16 protein-coding genes are annotated in these 18,724 nt (G+C 51.3%); all 16 read right to left on the bottom strand.

The window, feature by feature from the left end; translation table 11 throughout:
- Positions 1–28: 28 nt before the first annotated feature.
- Positions 29–673, bottom strand: coding sequence for a hypothetical protein (locus QZV31_RS11145; protein ID WP_295360607.1), 645 nt, complete (start codon positions 671–673; stop codon positions 29–31).
- On the bottom strand, positions 670–1,824 hold the full coding sequence (locus QZV31_RS11140) for a PilN domain-containing protein (RefSeq protein ID WP_295360605.1): 1,155 nt from the start codon (positions 1,822–1,824) through the stop codon (positions 670–672). Before QZV31_RS11140 ends, QZV31_RS11145 begins: the two co-directional genes overlap by 4 nt.
- Positions 1,825–1,841: 17 nt before the next feature.
- Positions 1,842–2,312: an A24 family peptidase gene (locus QZV31_RS11135; RefSeq protein ID WP_295360603.1), complete on the bottom strand. Its 471-nt coding sequence runs from the start codon at positions 2,310–2,312 to the stop codon at positions 1,842–1,844.
- A gap of 406 nt (positions 2,313–2,718) precedes the next feature.
- Positions 2,719–5,109, bottom strand: a complete 2,391-nt coding sequence (gene ppsA, locus QZV31_RS11130; protein WP_295360600.1) for a phosphoenolpyruvate synthase — start codon at positions 5,107–5,109, stop codon at positions 2,719–2,721.
- 359 nt (positions 5,110–5,468) lie between these two features.
- Positions 5,469–7,523 carry a glycine--tRNA ligase subunit beta gene (gene glyS, locus QZV31_RS11125; RefSeq protein WP_295360598.1) on the bottom strand — a complete coding sequence of 685 codons (2,055 nt, stop codon included), beginning with the start codon at positions 7,521–7,523 and terminating at the stop codon, positions 5,469–5,471.
- The gene (gene glyQ / locus QZV31_RS11120) at positions 7,523–8,401 is read right to left on the bottom strand and encodes a glycine--tRNA ligase subunit alpha (protein WP_295360596.1); all 879 of its coding nucleotides are present in this window, start codon (positions 8,399–8,401) and stop codon (positions 7,523–7,525) included. Before glyQ ends, glyS begins: the two co-directional genes overlap by 1 nt.
- Before the next feature lie 402 nt (positions 8,402–8,803).
- The gene (gene recO / locus QZV31_RS11115) at positions 8,804–9,547 is read right to left on the bottom strand and encodes a DNA repair protein RecO (RefSeq protein ID WP_295360595.1); all 744 of its coding nucleotides are present in this window, start codon (positions 9,545–9,547) and stop codon (positions 8,804–8,806) included.
- 103 nt (positions 9,548–9,650) lie between these two features.
- A complete protein-coding gene (locus QZV31_RS11110; RefSeq protein ID WP_295360594.1) occupies positions 9,651–10,958 on the bottom strand; it encodes a hemolysin family protein in 1,308 nt (435 codons plus the stop codon).
- A 1-nt stretch (position 10,959) separates the two neighbouring features.
- Positions 10,960–11,862 (bottom strand): GTPase Era, encoded by a 903-nt coding sequence (era, locus tag QZV31_RS11105; RefSeq protein WP_295360592.1) that lies wholly within the window; start codon positions 11,860–11,862, stop codon positions 10,960–10,962.
- Between the two features lie 88 nt (positions 11,863–11,950).
- Positions 11,951–13,102 (bottom strand): rRNA maturation RNase YbeY, encoded by a 1,152-nt coding sequence (gene ybeY / locus QZV31_RS11100; protein ID WP_295360590.1) that lies wholly within the window; start codon positions 13,100–13,102, stop codon positions 11,951–11,953.
- Positions 13,103–13,194: 92 nt separating this feature from the next.
- Positions 13,195–14,133 carry a PhoH family protein gene (locus tag QZV31_RS11095; RefSeq protein ID WP_093730810.1) on the bottom strand — a complete coding sequence of 313 codons (939 nt, stop codon included), beginning with the start codon at positions 14,131–14,133 and terminating at the stop codon, positions 13,195–13,197.
- A 225-nt stretch (positions 14,134–14,358) separates the two neighbouring features.
- Positions 14,359–14,928 (bottom strand): peptidylprolyl isomerase, encoded by a 570-nt coding sequence (locus tag QZV31_RS11090; protein WP_093730809.1) that lies wholly within the window; start codon positions 14,926–14,928, stop codon positions 14,359–14,361.
- Between the two features lie 398 nt (positions 14,929–15,326).
- Positions 15,327–16,211 carry a protein translocase subunit SecF gene (gene secF / locus QZV31_RS11085; RefSeq protein ID WP_295360588.1) on the bottom strand — a complete coding sequence of 295 codons (885 nt, stop codon included), beginning with the start codon at positions 16,209–16,211 and terminating at the stop codon, positions 15,327–15,329.
- Positions 16,208–17,443 carry a protein translocase subunit SecD gene (secD, locus tag QZV31_RS11080; protein ID WP_256324811.1) on the bottom strand — a complete coding sequence of 412 codons (1,236 nt, stop codon included), beginning with the start codon at positions 17,441–17,443 and terminating at the stop codon, positions 16,208–16,210. The genes secF and secD overlap by 4 nt, the downstream gene beginning before the upstream one ends.
- A 118-nt stretch (positions 17,444–17,561) precedes the next feature.
- Positions 17,562–18,146, bottom strand: coding sequence for a 5-formyltetrahydrofolate cyclo-ligase (locus tag QZV31_RS11075; RefSeq protein WP_295360585.1), 585 nt, complete (start codon positions 18,144–18,146; stop codon positions 17,562–17,564).
- A complete protein-coding gene (yajC, locus tag QZV31_RS11070) occupies positions 18,146–18,457 on the bottom strand; it encodes a preprotein translocase subunit YajC (protein WP_093730781.1) in 312 nt (103 codons plus the stop codon). Before yajC ends, QZV31_RS11075 begins: the two co-directional genes overlap by 1 nt.
- Positions 18,458–18,724: the final 267 nt, after the last annotated feature.

Here is an 18,724-nt window from a genome sequence, read left to right as displayed (position 1 = left end):
ACCCTGCCAGCTGTGTTTCACGCTGCATTTATTTTTTGCAATAATGTACACAAACTCTGCCGCTGACAGACAGCGCAGCCTCTCTCCCGGTTCCGGGAATGACGCTGTCCGTTTCTTTTTCACCGGACTTGCGGATCCGCAACAACTTTATTCGTGTACAGGGTCCCTGGGTCTCTATGTCACTAAAAAAACGAATCAAATCTTGCCAGGTTCCATAAAACTCTGCTTCCCACTGAAAAACGCCCATATTGTTCCCTGTTTTGGTTTTGTCAGAAGCAGAAGAACCATTCTCTATCTGTTTACATCGTTGAACCGTTATGCCATGCAGACCGGCCAGACGGTAAATCCGTTGCACTTCTTCCTCCGGATTTATGTGTTCCGGCACCTGTTCCTGCAGCGCTTGCAGAACATCCTGCTGTTCCGCCGCCCTTTGCGCACCGGTTTGCTTTTTAGCAAACTCACGGTACAGTACAAGTTCCTTTTGCCTGAAACTTGTCTGCTCAGCCATCTGGCGCACACAATTCTCTAACGGACCGGCAATTCCCGTTACCGTACCTGTCAAGAGAATCACGGAAAGCAACAGCCAACAGGCATTTTTGCTGTTTTCAGTCATACTCTTCGTAAGAGAAAACACTTTTTCAGTTTTTATCAGAGACAACAGCACTTGTTTCATGGCCTTGCCTCCTTCCGTTCCGAAGCAAGTTCCACCAGCAAAACAAAGGAAACGACTTGTTTGCTGTTATCCCCTCTGCTATTTAAAACCATTCGTTTGGTTCCGCTATCCACAAGCCGAACCTTGGAAAATAACCCGGACTGTTCCAGATTTTCCAGAAACTCCGAAACCCGGGCCAGCTTTATCGCGCAGCCTTTCAGTTCCAGACAGCCGGCCGGCGTGTGTTTCTGTTGCAACTCTTCCAGCCAGCACCCCTCCGGAATCGTACTTCCTATCGCACGAAGCACAGGAGTCCATATCGGTTCTGTTTGACTGATGCGTTGCAGTTTCTCTCGATACTGCCGGATTTGATACTCCGCCTTTTTGCTGTTCGCATACGCGGATTTAACAGACTGATACGGAGCAAGCTGCCTCTCCGCTTCCAACCAGGCATTTCTCGTCCGCTGCCAGATGATACCGCCCCGCACTGCCAAAGCCACTGACAGGAGAAGGCACACTACCGTCGCAGTCTGATATCCCCGCTTCACTATCACTTCTTTTTCGGAAGCGACCGGAAGCAGATTTACAGGCAACGCATCCTGTTCCGGTTCCATCACCGTAACGCATTCCAGCTTCGCACGTAAAAAAACTGCCAGCTGCTGCAAGGTCTCAATTCTATCCAACGGGATTGCCACCAGCAAAAAATTCTGTAACGCAGCCTCCTCCGTTGCCTGCCAAGGTGCAGAAAAATCCGCAGCCACAGATACCCGATGCTCCTGTGCAACCCCGTAATCTTTCCAATCCGGCGCAGTCGTCAGGACCGCGTAGTAAGTACCCGGCTCAAAAGGAACATACTGACTTCCTTCCCAACGAACCCAGTTCTGTTGTTCCTGCGCTGTCATAACAGGAAGCTTGACAGTCTGCAGATAAACCTGCCCAAAATCCAGCACGATCCTGCATCGCCTGATACGAATCTTTTCTTCCTGCAAAATTGCCAGCAACCAGCCAGCCATTTCTTCTGTGTGGTTCAGATAATTGTAATCCTGAAACGTTTTGGGAAACTCATACTTCACAGAGTTTTTTCCCTGACAAATCGTAACAGAATCTCCCGTGATCATCAGTGTGACCAGTTCTCCAAAAAGAATATCATTAAAATGTTTTATGATTTTCATCCTGATACAGCCTCCGTTCACAAAAACAAAGACCAGTACCAGTCAAGGATACGGGAAGAAAAGAAGAAACTCAGGACAGCCCCGGCACAAAGACAGGGACCGAAGGGAAGCCTGGTTTTCCGGTCCGCTTTATGCATGACACAAAGAAATAACGCAACCGCCCCGCCCAGAAAGAAAGCCAGGTACAGATTGACCACTATGCCCGGAAAACCGGTCCAGATTCCCAGAACGCCGGCAAATTTAACATCGCCCAGCCCCATTCCGCCCCGGCTCATAATATAAATCAGTCCAAGAAGACCGCTACCGGTCACGGCGCCCAACAGAGACTCGCTCCAAGTATTGCCGAAGATTCCGGTATATATTAGTCCGGCGGACAGTAACAAAATCAGAACTTCGTCCAGAATAATCTTCCGCCTGAAATCAATGTAAGCCACTGTTAACAGGCCGAAAATAAATAACAAAACTAAAAAATAACTTAACATGTTCATTTTCACGGAAACTCCTTTGACAAGAAATATTTCATTCCTGAACATTGCCGTGAAAAGAATATCTGGCTCCGTGCGAAACCGTTGCCGTTTTTTTAGCGGCAAACTGGCATACGCATACATAGTAATTATATCACTGAATTAGCAATAGTGTATAGATTCATTTTCAATAAGAGGACAATTTTACCAAATATTTCACAAAAAAACGTGGCAACCCATATAAGTTGCCACGTAATGCGATACAAAAATATTTAAACTTTTGTAATCGGGTTTAATTTTTTGTAACCTGGTTCATTGTAAACTATCTGTACAGCGTGCAAAATTACGTTTCGGTATAATTCGTTCTCGTCCGCACAGAGTGCCAGGTTATGTTTCAGATTATTAGTTTCCCGCACAGAAGATTCTTTTTTCACCAGTCCAGATCTTCCGCTTCCTGACGGCCTCTGCCGGTTAAGGAATCCAACAGGATACGCTGCTCGATGTGAGCCGCCAGTTTCTTGGTGAACTTGACGGTATCCGGGTTGACGGACATGCTGTCAATACCGCTCTTGATCAGGAATTCGCAGAATTCCGGATATACGGACGGAGCCTGGCCGCAGATGGAAACCGTCTTGCCGGCTTTGTGAGCCACTTCAATCAGATGACGGACCGCACGGCGGACTGCCAGATTGCGTTCGTCATAAATGTGGGAGACGGTATCGTTATCACGGTCGCAGCCCAGAATCAGCATGGTCAGGTCGTTGGAACCGATGGAATACCCGTCCACAAATTCATTGAACTGATCCGCCAGAATAATGTTGGACGGAATCTCAGCCATCAGCCAGACCTTAAAGTCTTTGCCCCGGGCCAGCCCCTGCTCTGCCATAATGCCGGTAACCTTGCGGGCTTCGTCAATATTGCGGCAGAACGGAATCATCACGTTCAGGTTCTTCAGGCCAAACTCTTCGCGAACTTTCCGCACAGCCTGGCATTCCAGTTTAAATGCTTCGATATATTTCGGATCATAGTAACGGGACGCGCCGCGCCAGCCTAACAACGCAGACGGTTCATAAGGTTCAAACTCGTCGCCGCCTTTCAGGTCGCGGTACTCGCTGGATTTGAAATCGCTGAAACGCAGGGTCACCGGGCGGGGAGCCATAGCCTGGCACACCTGGCGAATCCCTTCGGCCAGCTGATTCACCACTTTTTCCGGATGACCGGTCTTGATCAGATACAGCGGATGTTCATGGATGTAAGTCGTCCAGATAAATTCTTCACGCATCAGGCCGATGCCGTCGCAAGGCAGGGACGCATATTTTTCCGCCAGTTCCGGATCGCCCAGGTTCATATAAATCTTGGTGCCGGTGGGCGGGAAGAATTCCGCCGTTACGGTTGCGCCGGCAGCAGCAGGCGCCGCGGCAGCCGGTTTTGCCTCTTCCAGGATACCTTCATATACAACGCCGTGGGTCGCGTCAACGGTAATATCCGCACCATTCGCAATAGAAGCCGTAGCAGCAGCGCCCCGGCTCTTGCAGCCAACAATACAGGGAATCCCCAGTTCGCGGCTGACAATGGAAGCGTGGCAGGTCATACCGCCGCTGTCCGTTACGATAGCTTTCGCTTTCTTCATAGCGGGAACCCAGTCCGGCGCCGTCATTTCCGTAACCAGAATTTCACCCTGTTTGAATTCGTCAATCATGGAAGGATCCAAAATGACGTGCGCTTTGCCGGAAACCTGTCCGGGACTTGCCGGCGCACCCTTTACGATAACTTTCCTGTCCGTAGTAACCGCTCCCTTCTTTTCCACTTTGGCAGTTTCTTTTGCTTTACGGCGGCTCCATACGGTTTCCGGACGGGCCTGCAGGATCCAGATCTTGCCGTCCCGTTCGTCAATGCCCCATTCCATATCCATATAGCAACCATAATGCTTTTCAATCTTGATGGCGTAGACGGCCAGTTCTTTGATCTGCTCGTCCGTCAGCTTCTGGCCTTCCCCTTCCGCTTTCGGTACGGGAACTTCTTCCACGTCTCCGCCGGGTTTGCGGATCAGTTTGACTTCCTGGGGATTTACCGTTTTTTCCAGAATTTCCAGTTTGTCTTTGGAAACCAGATAATCATCCGGGGTTACAGTGCCCTGGACCACATATTCGCCCAGGCCGTAAGCGCCTTCGATCAAAACGTTCTTATCATCGCCGTCCGCTACGTTCACCGTGAACATTACGCCGGCCGCTTTCGAGTACACCATCATCTGGATAACCGCAGACAGCGCAACGTCCAAATGGTCGAAACCCTGTTTTTCACGGTAATACACCGCGCGGTCGGTAAAGCAGGATGCATAGCATTCTTTAACCTTCTGGATGATCATCTTGGCGCCCTGCACATTCAGGTAGGTATCCTGCTGGCCTGCAAAACTGGCGTCAGGCAAATCTTCCGCAGTCGCGCTGGACCGTACGGCTACATAAGGATCTTTTTCGCCGACTTTCTTCCCCAGTTCTTTATACGCTTTGGTGATAGCCGCCTGCAGATCTTTGGGCATCTCTTCGTCCATGATGGCCTTGCGCAGTTTGGCACTGATATCCCGCAGCTGCGCCGTATTCTCCACGTCCGTAATCTGTCCGATCAGCGCGGCCATTTTTTCCTTCAGGCCGGTCGCCTCAATAAAGTAACGATACGCATAAGCAGTGGTCGCATATCCGTAAGGCACGGGAACGTCCGTCTTCGCCGTCATTTCTCCCAGCGAAGAAGATTTTCCGCCAACAATTGCCACATCCTTGCGTTCCATCTGCTCAAACCACAACAAATACTCTTTTTCTTTCTCCATAGTCCCTGCTCCTTTTTTAAAAATTTATGGTACACACAAAAAGAAATTATTTCCCTATAGTATATACTATACCACGCTTTCTGTAGTTATTCAAGGAAGATTCTGTGAAATCTTGCTTGTGAGAAATCCCCCAGTCTTCCTGAAAGCGTCCTCTGTTATAAAGTCATCCTCTGTAATAAAAACAAAAGCGCCGGCATCCTCCCTTCCCCGCAAAATTACGACGGGGAACCCGGGGATAACAGCCGGCGCTGTCTTTCATTATGTGTTAGTATTTTTTACGTACAGGATTTCTTCGTATGCATATTGCCAGATGAATTGTGTAACTGACGGCATCCGTTGTCCCAAATGCAGTCACAGACTTACATCACCAGTTTGGACAGATCCCCTACACAGTTGACCAAATCTTTTACCAGGCACAGGAGGGACAACCGGTTATTCTTTACGGCTTCGTCTTTATCCATAACCATCACGTCGTCAAAGAATTTGTTCACCGGCGCGTTCAGCTCGCTCAAAATGTTCAGAGCCCCTGCATAATCACAGCGGACCGTCAGCGGGATCATATCGGTATCCAGCTTCCTGACCACAGCATACAGCGCCTTCTCCGCCTCTACCTTAAATAGGCTCTCATTCACTGGCAAAACAGTTTCCGCCTTGCTGCTGAGGTTATTCACACGAGTTGCAGCCTGGATCATATCAGCCGCCTTGTCCCCTGCAACATATTCATTCAGCGCCTGCGCGCGCAAATACAGATCGTACAGATCGTTATTGCGTTCTTCCGCCAGCACGGCATCAATCACATCGTAACGAATTTTCTGATCCAGCAGCAGATTGCGGAAACGCAGCCGGATAAACTCAATGATCTGCGTTGCCAGCTCTTTCACCTCTTCCATTGGAACCTTCAGCAGCAGAATGGAAGCCCCCACAACCTTTGCCATGTCCATATGCTTTTGGCTGTCCAGCAGGATATTGATAATGCCCAGAGCCTGACGGCGCAGCGCGAACGGATCCTGGGAACCGGTCGGCGCTTTGCCGCGGCTGAAGGTAGCCACAATGTTGTCCACCTTATCCGCAATACTCAGGATCCGCCCGATTTCCGTCTTCGGCAGGATATCGCCCGCAAACCGGGGCAGGTACTGCTCAAAGATACCTTCGCAGACATCCGCTTTTTCTCCGTCCAGACGGGCATACTCCCTGCCCATGACGCCCTGCAGTTCGGTAAATTCCGTCACCATGCCGGTAACCAGATCGCACTTGCTGAGCTTGGCCGCGCGTTTCAGATCCGCCAGCGGCAGACGGCTCTGCTGCCCGAAATGAATCATCTCCACCAGCTTCTCCAGACGCTGGCTCTTATCGTACATATTGCCCAGGCCTTCCTGGAAGACAACGGTCTTAATCTTTTCTTCATAGGCTTCCAGTTTCTGTTTCCGGTCTTCGTTAAAGAAGAATTCCGCGTCACTGAGACGGGCCCGCAGCACCCGTTCATTACCGTGGGTCACATTCTCCAGAAACGCTTTGCCGCCGTTCCGTACGGCAATAAATTTGTTCAGCAGTTTGCCGTCTTTACCCCGCACCGGGAAATAGCGCTGATGATCGCGCATAGGCGTGATGATAGCCGCTTCCGGCAGCGCCAGATATTTTTCTTCAAATTTTCCGCACAACGGCGTGGGATACTCTACCAGATAATTGACTTCTTCCAGCAGATCCGCCGCAATTTCAATCTCTCCGCCTTCTTCCCGGGCCAGTTCGGTAATCTGCTGCCGGATCATCTCCCGGCGTTTATCCTGATCTGCGATGACAAAATTCTCTTCCAAAATTTTTTCATAGTCATCCGCCACCGGAATTTCAATTTTCTTGTTGCTCAGGAAACGATGGCCCATGGTGTACCGGTCAGACTGGATATCCGTAATGGAAACAGGAACGATTTCCCTACCAAACAGCGCTACCAGCCAGTGAATGGGACGCAGGAAACGGAAATCGAAATCCGCCCAGCGCATATGGTTGGGGAACGGAATGTTGGTCAGGATCTCCTGCAACACATGCGGTAACAGTTCCGCCGTTGCCCTCCCCTGTATGTGCTTCACAGCATAAATATAATTATCCTTTACAACCAGATCCTTCACATCTACGCCTTTGCCCCGGGCAAACCCCTGGGCCGCTTTGGTCGGCTCGCCGTCTTTAAAGGCAATGTTCACGGCCGGGCCCTTATATTCTTCCGTGCTGTCCGCCTGGGTCTCTTGCACTCCGCTGACCAGCACAGCCAGACGGCGGGGCGTTCCCAGTACGGTTACATCGGCAAAGGGAACCCGGGCATCCTGTAACTTTTTCAGCGCCAGGGTTTTTAAATCTTTTAAAATGTTCGGCATATAATTGGCCGGCAGTTCTTCCGTTCCGATTTCAAACAATAACTTCTTCATTATTTGTTTCCTCCCTTCAGCAGCGGGAAGCCCATCTTTTCCCTTTGTTCCACATACGCTTTGGCACACAGACGGGCCAGCCGGCGTACACGGCCGATGTACGCGGCCCGTTCGCTGACGCTGATGGCGCCCCGGCTGTCCAGCAGGTTAAATGTGTGGGAGCATTTCAAAACGTAGTCATACGCCGGACGGATGTTTCCGGTCTCCACGATCCGTTCCGCCTCTTTTTCAAATTTTTCGAACATGTCGAAGAGCATGTCGGTATCCGCCAGCTGGAAGGAATACCAGCTCTGTTCCACTTCGTTGTCGTGGAACACGTCGCCGTAGGTCACGTCACCGACCCACTTCACGTCATACACATTTTCCACGCCCTGGATGTACATGGCAATCCGTTCCAGGCCGTACGTAATTTCAACGGCAACCGGTTTGATATCCAGACTGCCGACCTGCTGGAAATAGGTAAACTGGGTGATTTCCATACCGTCCAGCCAGACTTCCCAGCCCAATCCCCAGGCGCCTAATGTGGGAGATTCCCAGTTGTCTTCTACGAAACGGATGTCGTGTTCTTCCGCTTTAAATCCTAACGCGGCCAGACTCTGCAGGTAAAGATCCTGAATGTTGGCCGGAGACGGTTTGATAATGACCTGATACTGATGATGCTGGAACAGGCGATTGGGGTTGTCGCCGTAGCGTCCGTCCGCCGGGCGGCGGGAGGGTTCCACATACGCCACACGCCAGGGTTCCGGTCCCAAGACCCGCAAAAATGTCAACGGGTTCATGGTGCCTGCTCCTTTTTCCATGTCATAGGGCTGAGCCAGAATACAGTCCTGCTCAGACCAGAACTTTTGCAGTGTTAAAACCATTTGCTGAAAATCCATTTTTTCCTCCTTGATTATGTTACAAAGCGGGTTTGTTTATCCTGCCGCGATTATTTTGCCTGGCGCGCCGCCTGCTGCAAATAAAAAACCGTCCTTGCAACAAATACTTGTTACAGGGACGGAGTATTTCCGCGGTTCCACCCTGCTTGATCACAAAAACGTGACCCGCCTCAATGGTTATTTAATTTCGCTCAAAGCTGCCTTCTTCCGCCGGTTGCCGGCTTACACTGTCCCGGCTCGCTTTGGTGGCGGAATACTTGGTCTTGTCATCGCTACGCATTATTATATGTAGTCCGGGCAGGTTTGTCAAATGAATTATTAATTTCTTTCGGGAAATGAAGCTTTAGTTATGTTGTATAAAAGGAATCGGCTGGAAAGAACCCGCAAACACATTCCCGTTTGTTATTTTCCTCCCGCAATCTGCCGCAGGAACTCCAGGCTTCGGATCGGCTGCTCCGTCTGATACACCAGATACCGGTGCAAAATCTGTTCCAGTTCCATCAGCGCCCCGCCTTTTACCGAAAAATGTTCCGGCTCCGCCAGGTCCAGCATACGAAGCTGCTGCCACAACCTGCGGGTGTCTTCCTGAAAAGATTGCAGGCCCTGAGATTTTCCGGCACCGCACGATGCACACACAAAGCCGCCCTGCATCTCGCTGAACCAGCCGTCCCCTTCCGCCGTGCGACTGCACTGCACGCACACTTCATACACGGGACCGATGCCACAATGATCCAGTAACTGGATCAGATAAGCCATGGCTGCCACACGCGGATTTCGCTTTACCAGCAACTGCAGCGCACGCCGCAGTAACAGATACAACGATTCCGAAGGTTCGCCCTGTTCCGTCAGGCGTTCCGTCATCTCGGCCATAAGAAACCCGTAGGCCATTTGTTCCAGCTCCATCTGCGGCATGGGTGCGGCAAGCTGACAGTTTTTCAGCTTATCCACGCGAGTGCCCGGATACAATTCCGCTTCCAGACAGGCAAAGGGCTGCAGCAAACGGCCCGACACACTTTTCGGATACCGGGCCCCATAGGCCATAAACACAATTTTCCCATGGTCCCGGGAAAAACAAACTGCTTTCTTGTCCGCCGTCTGCCAGTTATTTACTTGTAAGAGTACAATCTCATCCTTATAACTTTCCATACCCTGTGACCGACCAAACGCTTCTGATTCCGTTTCTGTCTTTGCCTGTTCTGTGCGTCGGCGTCTGTTCCGTTTCCGCCTTTACCATTCTGCCAGACAACGTCTATTCCGTTTCCGTTTTTTCCGCCTTGACCCGTTCAATCCGGAACTGATCCATTTTCAATACAGTAAACGTCCAGTTTTTCCATTCGACCTCGTCGCCCTCTTCCGGCTTCCGTCCCAACCGGCTGAATATATAACCGCCCAACGTGTCTTCTTCATCTTCCTCATCAAACGACAGCTTCAGCACTTCGCCCACGTCGTCCAGCGGCATTTCTCCGTCAATATCGTAACTCCCGTTGGCCAGGGGCAGAATATCCGGAAGTTCCGCCGGCTCATATTCATCGCTCATATCACCCACGATTTCTTCCAGCAGATCTTCCAAGGTGACCAGGCCGACGGTTCCTCCATATTCATCCACAACCACCGCCAGGTGAACCCGCTGCTTCTGCATCGTCTGCAACACCCGCAGCGCATTCATCCCCTCCGGCACCCGAATCGTTTTCCGCAACAGGGAACGGATATCAAAGTCCTCCGACAAATCCGCATTCAGAAGATCCCGCACATGGAAAATCCCCAGAATATGGTCCTTGTCTTCTTCACAAACGGGGAAACGGGTATGGTGCGTGGTCCGAATCAGTTCCCGTATCTCTTCCGGCGTGTCGTCCACAAATACGCACATCATATCCTGACGGGGCACCATCACTTCCCGGGCCACCGTGTCGTTAAACTCAAACACGTTGTCGATCAGCACCCGTTCCGCGCTGTCCAGTTCCCCTTCCTTTTCACTGGCGCTGACGATTTGCCGCAACTCTTCTTCACTGCGGGAGATGTCTTCGTCCGGGGTATAGGTCACGCCAAAAAGTTTTGCAATCCCTTTGGCGATCCAAAAGGCGATGCCCACCAGCGGACAGGTCAGCAGATACACCACACGCAGCGGGGTCACCAGATGCACGATGATTTCTTCCACCTTGTCCCACACAATGATGCGTGGCACCAGCTCCCCGATTACCACGTGCAGCAACACCAAAATCAGAAACGCGCAAAGCAGGCTGAGGGATAACGCGGTATCCGGCAGCCAGGAAACCGCCTGAGCCGTTGCAGTCATCCAGGAATGTACACCGGGCAGCCCCAGCATCCACTCTGCCAGCAGCGGCCCGCCGTACCAGCCCAGCAACAGCGAAATACAGGTGATGCCAATCTGCAGGGCACTGATATACTGATTTTTCCGATCATAAATATGCAGCAGCGTCTCCGCGCCGGACACGCCGTCCTCCTGCATTTCCTGCAGCTGTGCGCGCCGGATTCGCGCCAGCGACGTTTCCGCCGCCACCAACAGCGCATTGAACAAAATCAGAAACAGGATCAACATGTTACGGTTCCTTATACCCCAATTCTTTCAGCATTTTGGATTTATTCCGCCAATCCGCCTGTACCTTTACCCACAAATCCAGAAAAACGCCGCAGCCGGTCAGGTTCTCAATATCCTGCCGGGCTTCCTGCCCGATTTTTTTCAGCAGGCTGCCCTTGGCCCCGATGACGATCCCTTTCTGGGATTCCCGTTCCACAAAAATTGTAGCCCGGATAAAAATATTACCGTTCGAACGTTCCTTGAATTCGTCCACTTCCACCGCAATGGCATGGGGCACTTCATCATGAGTATTCCGCAGCACTTTTTCCCGGATCATTTCCGCCGCAATCACCCGCATGGGCTGATCGGTCAGTTCGTCTTCCGGGAACAGGCTGGGGCCTTCCGGCAGCCGGCAGACGATTTCTTCCTGCAATTCCGCAAAGCCTTCTTTCTCCAACGCGCTGACCGGAACCACGGCATCAAAATTCAAATCATCCCGGTAACTGCTCATAATCTCCAGCAGCTTGCTCTTGTCTTCCAACTTGTCGATTTTGTTAATCACCAACAGCACCGGCGTTTTCACCCGCTTCAGATGTTCAATGATAAACCGTTCGCCGGCTCCTTTTTTCTCGCAGGCATCCACCACGAACAAAATCACATCCACCTGGTTCAACGCACCGATGGCTGCCTGGTTCATATACTCACCCAGTTTATGCAGCGGCTTGTGTACGCCGGGCGTATCCAAAAACATGATCTGGGCGTGGTCGGCGGAAAAAATTCCCATGATCTTATTCCGCGTCGTCTGGGGCCGGTCGCTCATAATCGAAATCTTTTCCCCGATCATCCCATTCATCAAAGTCGATTTGCCCACATTCGGCCGCCCTACCAGGGCAGCAAAGCCTGTACGATGTTTGTTCTCAGCCATACAAATTCCTCAATCCTCTTACAAAATTTTAAGTAGTTCCGTTACGCAAAGTCTGCAGCTTAAAGCTGAATGGCAGTAGCTCAAACGGTTACGCAAAGTCTGCAGCTTTAAAACTGAACGGCAGCAGTTCATCCAGCGCCACCGTCCGCATATCGCCGCGCACGTTTGCCATAACGATTACGGGAATCTCAAACTCCGCCATCACCTGACGGCAGGCACCGCAGGGCGAAGTTACGTCTTCTGTATCAGCCGCCACCAGCAACATGGTAATTTCTCCCGGACGCACGCCGGCCGCCGCTGCGTTGAACATGGCTACCCGCTCCGCGCACACCGTCAAGCCGAAAGAAGAATTCTCCACGTTACAGCCGGTAAAAATGTCGCCGGACTTTGTCAACAGCGCCGCGCCCACCTTAAACTTGGAGAAAGGAACATACGCGTTTTCCCGGGTCTTCAGTGCTTTCTTATATAATTTTTGAATCGCTTTGTCTGTCTCTTTTTCTTTCTTGCGGCCCATCACGTTCCCCCCTTCCTTACTATTTTTATTCTGCACTTTCTTCTTTTCTATTTCCGTTTTCGGTTTATCAGTCGAAATTTCTTTCCGCTTTTCGATTTCTGCAGGTTTTTTCGTTTGCTTTTCCGCTTTCCCTTTTCCGTTTTTCGTTTTCTTTTCTGTTTTCATTTTCGCAGGCTTTTCCGTTTTCTTTTCCTGCACCGCATCCACCACGGCCACCGCAAAATGATCCGGATCCGCTTTTCCTGCGCTCCGGTCCAGATCCGCCTGACTCAGGTGAATCAGCTGCAGCGCCTTTTCTTCCTCCTGCCGCATCACCGCTTTGTCCGCCTTGTTCATGTGGTCGTAACCCAGCAGATGCAACAGGCTGTGCACACCCAAATACACCAATTCCCGGTTCAGGCCGTGGCCGTACTCCTCGCCCTGCCGCACTGCCGTTTCCGCCGAAATAATAATATCCCCCAGCAGATGCGCATTCGGCCCGCCAAACTCCTGCGGTTCCTCCGCTTCATCCAGCGCAAAGGACAACACATCTGTCGGCCGGTCAATGCCCCGATAATCCTTGTTCAATACGTGAATGACTTCATCACTCACCAGTGACACGCTGACTTCGGTTTCCGCAGACAGCTTGTGCAGTTTTGCCACCGCCTGCAGCCCCTTTTTCAGCAACGCAACGGCTTCCTTCGGGACCTTTACCTCATCCTGGTCATCGCTGAAAATAATCTTCATGCTGTCTCGTAGCCTCCCATTATCAAAACGGAAATCGGATATTTCCTTTTTCCCAGGTTTTCCGGGCAATTCACTCCGCTTCTTCGATCTTCTTACTCTTCTGCTTTCTTTTCGTCCGGCTTCAGTTCAAACTGTTCGTAGGCCTTGATGATGGCGCCCACAATTTCATGCCGCACCACATCTTTTTCATCAAAATAATTAATGCTGATTCCGGGTACGTCCTTCAACACTTTGGCCGCATGAACCAACCCGCTTTTCCTTCCAATGGGAAGATCAACCTGTGTAACGTCGCCGGTTACCACCATGTGGGACCCGAACCCGAAGCGGGTCAGAATCATTTTCATCTGCTCCGGCGTGGTGTTCTGCGCTTCATCCAGAATGATGAACGAACCGTTCAGGGTACGCCCCCGCATGTACGCCAGCGGCGCCACTTCAATGGTACCCCGTTCCAGATATTTCTGCGCTGTATCGCTGCCCAGCATATCAAACAGCGCATCATACAGCGGACGCAGGTACGGATCCACCTTTTCCTGCAGATCCCCCGGCAAGAAGCCCAGCTTTTCCCCGGCCTCCACGGCCGGACGGGTCAGGATGATCCGCTCCACTTCCCGTTTCTTCAGCGCTGTAACCGCCATGGCCACAGCCAAATACGTCTTGCCCGTGCCGGCGGGACCGATGCCGAATGTGATGAAATTATTTTTGATGGCGCGGACATAATTCCACTGCCCCAGCGTTTTGGCCTTAATCTGATGGCCCCGCCAGGTGACGATCAGCGTTTCCGCATACATATTGTGCAGCTTGGCCACCGCGCCACCCTGCACCATATAAATGCTATAACGCACATCATGGCTGGTAATCGGAAGCCCCTGCCGGTACAGGAACAGCAATTCCTTAAACAGCTGTTCCAGTTTCTGATTTTCCTCTTCACTGCCACTGAAAATAATCTTGTTGCCCCGGGCCATGACCGTCGCGTCAAAGCTGGCGTCGATCAGCCGCAAAAATTCATCATTCCTCCCCAGGATGCCGACCATCTCCTGCTGGTCGTTGATTTCAATTACATGTTCGTCCGATAAAAAAGACAATATAGCTTAACCCCTTTCACCGCGTTTCCGTGGTTTTTCTTCTTCGTTCTCCCCGCAGACTTCCCTGCGGTTCACCGCTTCGGCTTTTTCCTCACCGGTTTCCTATCTTTGGTTCTTTCCTCGCAGTTTTTCCTGCTTCGGTTTATTTCTTCACCGGTTTACTTGCGGTTTCATTTACTTCGCCGCGTCCCCTTCCAGGATAGTGACCTTCTTTATCACAACCGGAACCACCGGCTTATCAATGGCGTCTGTTTTGGTATGCCCGATCTTCTGCACCACGTCCATGCCGTCGCTGACGCGTCCGAACACCGCATGATGATTATCCAGCCAGGGCGTTGCTTTCAACGTAATGAAGAACTGACTGCCGCCGGTATTGGGACCCGCATTGGCCATGGACAGGATCCCCGGTCCGTTGTGACGCAGCTTCGAATTAAATTCATCTTTAATCGTATAACCCGGACCTCCGGTTCCGTTTCCGTTGGGGCAACCGCCCTGAATCATAAAGTCATCGATCACACGGTGAAAAATCAGATTGTCATAAAATCCTTTATTTGCCAACTTAATGAAATTGGCCGTGGTCACCGGCGCCAGTTTTGTTTCCAGCCGGCAGGTAAACGTACCCATGCTGGTTTCAAACACCGCCTTAGCCGGTTTCGGCTGCGGCTTATGTTCCGCTTCTTTCCCGCATGCGCTGAATGAAAAACAAACCACCATGCACATACATAACAATAAAATTTTGCGCATCGCAAACCCTCCTTTATTCTCCGGCAACTTTGTTCCGGATACATTTTCAAAAAAAGCACTGCAGCGTTCCGAATTTCCTACGAAAGCCGATTGCACAAATATTTTCCGCGGCAAGTTTTCAAAATAAAACCCTCCGCATCTCATACTTCTTCATTATATATTATAAACAAAAAAGGCAGGCGTGAAAAGTGCCTGCCCAAATAATTCCCAAAAGGAAATCCAAAAAGAAAAAGGGATGGTTTCATCCCTTTTCCCTATGTAAATCAAACACATCACTGCAAAACTCTTAAACGAAAATTGTTTTTTCCTTACATTTTATGCAAAATGATTTGCAAAACGATTTTACAAAAATTTTATCCCTGCATTTTTCGCAAAACAATTATACAAAAACGATTCTGTTATTCCCCTGCTTTTTTATGCTGCAGGAACAGCCAGATGGTGCCCGCCAGCAGAATGGAAGTGTAGGCGCCGCTGCAGCAGCCCACCAGCATGGCAAAGGAGAAATTATGAATCGTCTCGCCGCCAAACAGGAAGATTGCTACGATAGCAAACAAAGTGGTGATCGTCGTGTAAATGGTACGGGTCAGCGTAGACTTGATACTGTTGTCGATCATATCCGTTACCGTTTCGGTGCGGCGATGCACTTTCAGGTTTTCACGGATGCGGTCAAAAATTACGATGGTGCCGTTGACCGAATACCCTACTACTGTCAGCAGCGCGGCTACGAAAGTGGAGTCAATTTCCAGCTGCAGCAGGGAGAACCAGCTCAGCGTAACCGACACGTCAATGATTAGGGCAATAATAGCCGCCAGCGCAAAATTCAGCTGGAACCGGATGGTAATATACAACACCATCAGCACCCAGGACAGGAAGATCGCGATGGCCGCCTGCTGGATCAGTTCACCGCCGATGGTCGCGCCGACGTTTTCCACACGGCGGATCTCAAACTTGCCCAGAGATTTTTCCATGTCCTGCATCACGGTCGTGCGGTCATTATCCGCAATGACCGGGGTACGGATCAGCACACCCTGGGACGAAGTAGCCGCGGAATCGTTGCTTTCCAGCTGGATGATGGCGCCGCCCAAATTATGTTTGCCAAGCACTTCACGAACTTGGGCCACCTGCACCGCTTTTTCAAACTTCAGGTCCATGATGCTGCCGCCGGTAAAATCAATTCCCAGATTGAACCCGCGGAAAATCATGGAGCCGTACCCGATTATCAGACCAATGATCGTGATCGCAAAGAAAATTTTCCAGTTCCGTACAATAGAAAAGTTTTTCATTTTGCCACCTCCTCTGCTTTCGGAGCGGAGATGCCAAAAGCCGTGGGGCTCTTGGTGAAGTTAGCATCAATGAGGAACTTCAGCAAAAATTTGGTAACCGTAACTGCCGAGAACATACTTAAAATAACGCCGATGGACAGCGTGACCGCAAACCCTTTGATGGGGCCGGTGCCTAAATAGAACAGAACCGCGCAGGCCATCAGGGTGGTGATGTTCGAGTCAAGAATGGTCACCAGCGCCCGGCCGAACCCGTTGTCCATGGCCTTGCGCAACGTTTTGCCGGTGCGGATTTCTTCTTTGAATCGTTCAAAAATCAGCACGTTGGCGTCAACCGCCATACCGATGGACAGGATGATGCCCGCCATGCCCGGCAGGGTCAGTGTCGCGTTCAGGTACCGCATCACCAGTAACAGCAGCATGGTATACAGCAGCAACGCGATGTCCGCCACAACGCCGCTGAGACGATAGAACAAAATCATAAACACAAACACGCCGGCCACACCAATCAGGAACGCCTTCTGGCTGGCTTCCTTGGAGTCCTGCCCCAGAGTCGGGCCTACGGTCCGGTTCTCGATGATTTCCAATTTCACCGGCAGCGAACCGCTGCGCAGTAAAATCGCCAGGTGCTGCGCTTCTTCCATGGAACGGTTGCCGGTAATCTGGGCGCGCCCCCCGGTAATGGCTTCCTGCACCACCGGCGCGGTCAGCACTTCCCCGTCCAGGGTGATGGCGATCCGCTTGCCCACGTTGCGGGCCGTTACGTCCGCAAACTTCTGGCCGCCTTCATCGGAAAACTCCATGGATACCAGCGGCTGGTTGCCGTTGCCCACCACCGCCTTGGCGTCCTTCAGATCCGTACCGGTGAGCACCGTTTTGTTATTGGGATCCTTGAACTCCAGCATCGCGGTCTTGCCCAACATGTTGATGGCCTTTTCCGGATCCTTTACGCCCGGCAGTTCCACGATGATACGGTCGCGACCCTGACGCTGAACCACCGGTTCCGTCAGACCCAGCGCATTTACACGACGTTCAATGATATGCGTCGCCCTATCCAGCGCGTCGTCATTCACTTTCAACTGCGGCGTATCCACAGCCTGCAGCACCACGTGGGTACCGCCCTGCAAATCCAGTCCCTGTTTAACCGAACTAGCCAGTGGCCGGATGTACATAACAAACCCACCCACAATGGCCAGCGCCACGATCAGGAACTTCCCTAACTCATTCCATCTCAAAATACTTTACCCCTTTCATCTGTTACCGTCGTAACAGTTTATCTCCACTGCAATTTGCATAAAGTAACACCTGCAGCCATAAACTTTTTCAAAAACAATCGCCCGCCGTCACAATGCTTCACGCACCGGCACAGCGGATCCATTTTGTTTCCGTGACCAACGCATCCATCGTTTGGTCGTGCGTTTCCGTGGGAATATTTTTCCGCAACAGTTTGTCGCATGTCACGCCCAGGCGAAAGCCTTTCGTCTCTTCCAAAAACCGATCGTAAAACCCGGCGCCCCGACCCATGCGGCCGCCCATTTCCGAAAACCCGGCTCCCGGCACCAAAATCAATTCCAACGCTTCCGGCGAAATCAGTTCCACCGGTTCCGGCGCCGTCCGGATCCCGTACCGGTCCAGAGGCAGATTCTCCAATGAAACCAGCCGCGCGGCTTTCATCTCCGTCCGCGAAATAATCCACGGCACCGCCACCATTTTTCCCAAACGCAGCGCCGCTTCCAGCACCGCATCCACGGAAATCTCCTTGTGAAACGAAAGATAACCGAACACCACCGCTGCCTCTTGGAACTCACGGCTTTGCAGCACCCGTTCACAAACCGCCCGGCTTGCCTCCGCCACATAGCGTTCCGAAAGCCCGACAGCCGTCTCTTTCAACTCACGCCGCACCCGGCACTTTTCTTCTGTTAGCGAATACGTTTCCATCAGGCATCCAGCGTTTCGGGCTGCGGCTGCGCATCTGCACCGGCATCCTGAAACCCGCTGATGGCGGTTCTGGCAAACTCGATCTCCACGCCTTCCGCGAGACGAACCTTCACCTTCACGGGACCCACCTTGGTCAGCGTGCCATACATGCCGCCAATGGTGATGATCTTATCACCGCGCTTCAGCGAATCCAACATCTCTTTCCGTCTCTTCTGCTCCTGCTTCTGCGGACGCCACAGCATAAAATAAAAAATGCCCGCCATCAATATAAACGGCAGAATGGCATTGGCCATGACCATCATATCGTTCATCCTGCACCTCCCGGCAATTCGTAACGTGGGTTGCGCATTTCGCATGTGAACCACACAAAATTACATAATATTTTACCACATGCAACAGGGAGTTTCAACCTCTTTCCCTAATATAGTATGCAGTAATTTGCAAAACTTTTCCGCAGCACAACAAAACAGCCGCAGAAATTTGATATGCTCCCTCTATGAGAGACAGTGAAAAAATAAACTGTTAATCATAGGGGGAGTTTTGTTATGTCACACAAGGTGAAGTTAGAAGCAGAGGAA

Origin of the sequence: uncultured Succiniclasticum sp., assembly GCF_902793885.1 — a bacterium.
Taxonomy (GTDB): Bacteria; Bacillota; Negativicutes; order Acidaminococcales; family Acidaminococcaceae; genus Succiniclasticum.
Note: the sequence above shows the minus strand (reverse complement) of the source record. Positions and strands in the feature narration are given on the sequence as shown.

Coding starts and splice junctions, on each gene's coding strand:
- QZV31_RS11145 (WP_295360607.1), bottom strand. CDS start 673: ATGAAACAAGTGCTGTTGTCTCTGATAAAAACTGAAAAAGTGTTTTCT.
- QZV31_RS11140 (WP_295360605.1), bottom strand. CDS start 1,824: ATGAAAATCATAAAACATTTTAATGATATTCTTTTTGGAGAACTGGTC.
- QZV31_RS11135 (WP_295360603.1), bottom strand. CDS start 2,312: ATGAACATGTTAAGTTATTTTTTAGTTTTGTTATTTATTTTCGGCCTG.
- ppsA (WP_295360600.1), bottom strand. CDS start 5,109: ATGGAGAAAGAAAAAGAGTATTTGTTGTGGTTTGAGCAGATGGAACGC.
- glyS (WP_295360598.1), bottom strand. CDS start 7,523: ATGAAGAAGTTATTGTTTGAAATCGGAACGGAAGAACTGCCGGCCAAT.
- glyQ (WP_295360596.1), bottom strand. CDS start 8,401: ATGGATTTTCAGCAAATGGTTTTAACACTGCAAAAGTTCTGGTCTGAG.
- recO (WP_295360595.1), bottom strand. CDS start 9,547: ATGGAAAGTTATAAGGATGAGATTGTACTCTTACAAGTAAATAACTGG.
- QZV31_RS11110 (WP_295360594.1), bottom strand. CDS start 10,958: ATGTTGATCCTGTTTCTGATTTTGTTCAATGCGCTGTTGGTGGCGGCG.
- era (WP_295360592.1), bottom strand. CDS start 11,862: ATGGCTGAGAACAAACATCGTACAGGCTTTGCTGCCCTGGTAGGGCGG.
- ybeY (WP_295360590.1), bottom strand. CDS start 13,102: ATGAAGATTATTTTCAGCGATGACCAGGATGAGGTAAAGGTCCCGAAG.
- QZV31_RS11095 (WP_093730810.1), bottom strand. CDS start 14,133: ATGGTCGGCATCCTGGGGAGGAATGATGAATTTTTGCGGCTGATCGAC.
- QZV31_RS11090 (WP_093730809.1), bottom strand. CDS start 14,928: ATGCGCAAAATTTTATTGTTATGTATGTGCATGGTGGTTTGTTTTTCA.
- secF (WP_295360588.1), bottom strand. CDS start 16,211: ATGAAAAACTTTTCTATTGTACGGAACTGGAAAATTTTCTTTGCGATC.
- QZV31_RS11075 (WP_295360585.1), bottom strand. CDS start 18,146: ATGGAAACGTATTCGCTAACAGAAGAAAAGTGCCGGGTGCGGCGTGAG.
- yajC (WP_093730781.1), bottom strand. CDS start 18,457: ATGAACGATATGATGGTCATGGCCAATGCCATTCTGCCGTTTATATTG.